This is a genomic window from Flavobacterium sp. (assembly GCF_043773265.1).
Lineage (GTDB): Bacteria > Bacteroidota > Bacteroidia > Flavobacteriales > Flavobacteriaceae > Flavobacterium.
The window spans coordinates 1-2,725 of record NZ_JAYVFH010000194.1 but is presented as its reverse complement, the minus strand read 5'-3'; the positions used below and the strand labels follow the sequence as shown (position 1 = coordinate 2,725).

Annotated in this window: 3 protein-coding genes; 2 read left to right on the top strand and 1 reads right to left on the bottom strand. The window is 30.3% G+C overall.

All coding sequences use genetic code 11. The features are described from left to right. The coding region (locus tag ACH2BO_RS10365) for an IS1595 family transposase (protein WP_395044672.1) at nucleotides 1–721 on the bottom strand (721 nt) is incomplete at its 3' end. 55 nt (nucleotides 722–776) lie between these two features. Between ACH2BO_RS10365 and ACH2BO_RS10360 the strand changes: the two genes are divergently transcribed. After that, complete coding sequence (locus ACH2BO_RS10360) at nucleotides 777–1,286, top strand: hypothetical protein (RefSeq protein ID WP_395044671.1); 510 nt, start codon at nucleotides 777–779, stop codon at nucleotides 1,284–1,286. A 137-nt stretch (nucleotides 1,287–1,423) separates the two neighbouring features. After that, nucleotides 1,424–2,725 (top strand): dihydrolipoyl dehydrogenase (gene lpdA, locus ACH2BO_RS10355; RefSeq protein WP_395044670.1); only part of this gene is annotated, 1,302 nt, incomplete at its 3' end.

Sequence of the window (2,725 nt, the reverse complement as noted above, 5' to 3'; positions counted from 1 at the left end):
CAAAAGCTTCAAAACTTCGATGTCCATCAGTACATAAAACAGTTTTTGGTTCTAACTTATCTTTTAATATAGCATTTATATCATCGGCCGATACTCTTCCTCTTGTGGCTACTTGCAAATGTTTATTACCTTTTCTATCACAACTTATTAGAATAGCAACTTTATCGTCATTGATACCTCTTTTCTTTTTTACGAAAACACTTTTACCTCTTTTTCGTGGTTCACGATCTAAATTTTGATTTCCTTTTTCTGAAAATTCAATAAAAACATCGTCACTTTCGCATATTCCTGATAGCATTTGCTCTTTTTGAAATTTACCTAAAGCAGAAAGAATTTTGTGTCGCCAATCAAAAGAAGTTTGCTTACTAATTCCTGTAAGTTTTGCACATTTTTCAAGACTATATCCTGCTAACATATTGGGAATATAAACTTTTAAAAGTTCTTTTTTCTTTAAATGAGCTGTTACTGAACCTGTACTAACTCTAAAATTCTTTTTGCAATCATTACAAACAAAACGCTGAACTCCATATTGATGTCCATTTTTTCTTGTCTTTGTTGACTCGCAATGTGGACAATTATTAGCAATGGAAACTTTCTCTTTGTCTTGTTCTTTTGTTATATCAACTTCATTATCAAATAAAAAACCTTCGATAACTTTGTATAATCGGGATTTATCTTCTTGATTTAATTCCGATATTTGTTCTAAAATTATATCTTTCATAAAACAAAGATACTAAATATATTGTTTAGACCATAGCCAATTTTTTTAATAATTTATGACATTCGAGGAAATAAAATTTAAAGTTGATACATTCCATAACAATGGTCAAACTATCAATGCATTTTATTGGGTTTTAGAACATTATGAATTGAAAAATAAAAATTTGAAAGAAATCACTTTTCGTGAAATAGCAAATCCTGAATTTATACTTCTCACAACAGAAGGCAATTTTGGCGAAGAACAAATTATTAGAATACCACAAAATATTTTTCAATTTCCTTTGGCATTAATAATTACAATGATTGTTCATGAGTTAATTCATGTAGATCAAAAAGCTGTAAAACCTTATGTTTTAGATAAAAATGAACGTGAATGGCAAGCATATTATGAAATGATTTTTAATAAAAAATACCCAAATATACCAGAAATCTCTACATATCATAAAAAATTCTTTGCCAATAAAGGATTAGAATATTATAATAAAATGGGAGAAAGTTCAATTTTACAAATAAAGTATGAAAGCCAAAAAATAGAAATGGATAATTTTATTTTAAGTTTAGCATAATACAAATATTACTTAATAAACTTTAAAATAATTTATAATTTATAGTTATTTTTGCTAACCAATTACTAACAATAAATCAACGATAAAAAGAATTTTAAATAATTCATTTTTACCAATAAAAAAATAAATAAAGAAAAATGAAATACGATATTATAGTTTTAGGTTCTGGTCCAGGTGGATATGTAACCGCAATTCGTGCCTCGCAATTAGGTTTTAAAGTTGCAGTAATCGAGAAAGAAAGTCTTGGTGGCGTTTGTTTAAATTGGGGTTGTATTCCAACAAAAGCATTATTAAAATCGGCACAAGTTTTTGATTATTTAAAACACGCAGCCGATTATGGATTAATTGTAAAAGAATATGATAAAGATTTTAATGCTGTTGTAAATCGTTCAAGAAATGTAGCTGGCGATATGAGTAAAGGCGTTCAGTTTTTAATGAAAAAAAATAAAATTGATGTAATTGATGGTTTTGGAAAATTAAAACCAGGAAAAAAAATTGACGTTACCACAGTAGATAAAAAAGTTACAGAATATTCTGCAGATCATATAATTATTGCCACTGGAGCACGTTCTCGAGAATTGCCAAATCTTCCTCAAGATGGTGTAAAAGTTATTGGTTACAGACAAGCAATGACATTGCCAAAACAACCAAAATCGATTATTATTGTTGGTTCTGGTGCCATTGGAGTTGAATTTGCGCATTTTTATAACGCCATGGGAACAGATGTTACGTTAATAGAATTTATGCCCAATATTGTTCCTGTAGAAGACGAAGATATTTCTAAACAAATGGAGCGTTCTATGAAAAAAGCTGGTGTTAAAATCATGACATCATCATCAGTAGAAAAAATTGATGCTTCTGGAAACGGAGTTAAAGCATTTGTAAAAACCGCTAAAGGAGAAGAAATTCTTGAAGCAGAAATATTACTTTCGGCAGTAGGAATTAAAACAAATATAGAAAATATTGGATTAGAAGAAGTAGGAATTGCCGTTGATAAAGATAAAATTCTTGTAAATGCTTTTTCTCAAACTAACATTCCTGGATATTATGCCATTGGCGATGTAACACCAGGTCAAGCTTTGGCTCATGTTGCCTCTGCAGAAGGAATAAATTGTGTAGAAAAAATTGCTGGTTTGCACGTAGATCCAATAGATTATGGTAACGTTCCAGGTTGTACTTATGCTTCTCCAGAAATTGCTTCTGTAGGTATGACAGAAAAACAAGCTAAAGAAAAAGGTTACGAATTAAAAATTGGAAAATTTCCATTCTCAGCATCTGGAAAAGCAAAAGCATCTGGAACTCCAGACGGATTTGTAAAAGTAATTTTCGATGCTAAATACGGCGAATGGTTAGGTTGCCACATGATAGGTGCCGGCGTTACTGATATGATTGCCGAAGCTGTTGTAGCTCGTAAACTAGAAACCACAGGACACGAAATC

What these genes read in the sequence shown, in the direction of transcription:
- ACH2BO_RS10360 (WP_395044671.1), top strand. Translation starts at nt 777, where the DNA reads ATGACATTCGAGGAAATAAAATTTAAAGTTGATACATTCCATAACAAT.